2 protein-coding genes are annotated in these 1,954 nt (G+C 71.6%); one reads left to right on the forward strand and one right to left on the reverse strand.

Features of this window, described 5'->3' with window-relative positions:
- Window positions 1-1,098: sensor histidine kinase (locus SACSA_RS0114145; RefSeq protein ID WP_028661871.1), on the reverse strand; the 1,098-nt coding region annotated here is incomplete at its 3' end.
- A gap of 272 nt (window positions 1,099-1,370) precedes the next feature.
- On the opposite strand from SACSA_RS0114145, the gene SACSA_RS0114150 reads away from it, so the two are divergent.
- The gene (locus SACSA_RS0114150; RefSeq protein WP_028661872.1) at window positions 1,371-1,883 is read left to right on the forward strand and encodes a low molecular weight protein-tyrosine-phosphatase; all 513 of its coding nucleotides are present in this window, start codon (window positions 1,371-1,373) and stop codon (window positions 1,881-1,883) included.
- The last annotated feature ends 71 nt before the right edge of the window (window positions 1,884-1,954 follow it).

Below are 1,954 nucleotides of genomic sequence, written 5' to 3' on the forward strand. Positions count from 1 at the left end.
GGGCCCGGCCGTGGCCCGGTCGAGAGCGGCGGCCCGGGCCGAGGACGGCGCCGTCGGATCGTGCCTGGGCTGGGTCACCAGCTGGTTCGGGACGCGCAGCACAACGCCCGTGCCGCCCCGCGAGGACGGACGGTAGTACACCTGGAGTTTGTGCTTGCGGGCCAGGCAGCCGACCACCGCGAGTCCGAGCCTGCTCCCGGACAGCTTCGTCAGTTCGAGCGGCACGCTGGTCGAGACCAGGCGCTCGGCGCGTTCGAGCGCCTGCGGCTTCATCCCGAGCCCGCCGTCCTCGACGGTGATGACGATGCCGGTGTGCAACTCCTCGACGTAGACGTGGACCTCCTCCGACGGCGCGGAGAACCGGGTCGCGTTGTCCATCAGCTCGGCGAGGGCGTGCATGACGTCCTCGGCGGCGTAACCGACGATCGCCGAGGTGCTGGTCGAGTGCAGACGCACCCGCTGGTAGGCGCGGATACGGCCCATGGCACCGCGCAGGATGCTTTCCATGATGATCGGCTTGGTCCAGCGTCGCCCCGACCGCGCACCGGTCAGCACGGCGATGCTGTCGGCGAGACGCCCGGCCTGTGCGGTGCTGTGATCGAGCCGGAGCAGGTCGCCGAGCACCTCCTCGGAATGCCGGTACTCCATCTCCCTGAGATCGGCGAGCATGCTGGTGGCCATGGCCTGCACCCGGCCCGCCGCGTTGGCACACGCCGCCATCGCCGCGGCACGCTGGCGCTCCCCCACGCTGATCTCCGTGGTCAGAAGACGCAGAAGGCGTGCGTGCGTTTCATTGGGCGGAGCTGGTATTTCAGCGAGAACGGTGTCCGCGGACGCGCCTTCCCGCAACCGGCGCACGGCCGCGGGAATCGTTTCACCGGCCAGCCGTTCCGACTCGGCGCGTGCCGATTCCTCGGCCGCGCGGGCGGCGGAAAGCTGCCAGGTGCGGTAGGCCGCCACCGCGATTCCCCCGCACGCGAGCGCGGCGGTGACCGCCCCGACCGTGGTCACCAGTGGCCGCTGTGCGGAGGGCGTTTCGAGTGCCACCCACCACCACACGCCACCGGAGACCACCAGGGAGGCGAGCAGCACGAGCAGGGCTCGGACGAACGGCGAACGCGAAAGATCGGCGCGCCGCACTGCGAACAGGGAAATGGGAGCCCCCAAAAGTACCTGTGACATCAGCATGGCCGGACGTCGACGACTCCGGTGATCCGCGTCGACGTGAGCAGCAAGCCTAGTAGGTGCGCTCCGTTCCCGGCCAGGCTGGTGGCACGGCGAGTCGCGAAAACGGTACTGAGCGCGACGAAATCGGACATCGGGATGACCCGGCCGTCCCTTTCGGAGAGCGCGCCGGGACACTGGTGGACATGGTCGAGGACACAGACACCCGCGGCGGATCGGCCGAGCGGCGCGGACGCGGACTGCGGATCGTGTTCGTCTGCACCGGCAACATCTGCCGCTCACCCATGGCCGCGTCGGTCTTCCGGCAGCACCTGCGCGCCGCCGGGCTGGACGGCGAGGTCGAGGTGGCCAGTGCCGGTCTGGGCTCCTGGCACCTCGGTGAGCCCGCCGACCCCCGCGCACGAGCGACGCTGACGCGGCACGGGTATCCGGTCGAGCACGTCGCCGCGCAGGTCGGCGCCGACCATCTCGACGCGGACCTGCTCGTCGCGGCCGACAGCGGGCACCTGCGTGAGCTGCGCGCCCTCGCCGGGGACGACGGGGACGTGCGGTTGCTGCGCAGCTTCGACCCCACCGCACCGGCCGGGGCCGAGGTACCCGACCCGTACTACGGCGACGGCGACGGGTTCGCCGACGTGCTCGGGATGATCGAGCGGTCCGTCGAGGGCCTGCTGGACTGGGTGCGGGAGCACCGGTGACCGGCGGCGCGGGCGCAGCCGCCGGGCCCACGGCGGAACAGGCCGTCGAGCGGCACGCCGGTGCCCCGCCC

Source organism: Saccharomonospora saliphila YIM 90502 (genome assembly GCF_000383795.1).
In the GTDB taxonomy this organism is placed as follows: Bacteria; Actinomycetota; Actinomycetes; order Mycobacteriales; family Pseudonocardiaceae; genus Saccharomonospora; species Saccharomonospora saliphila.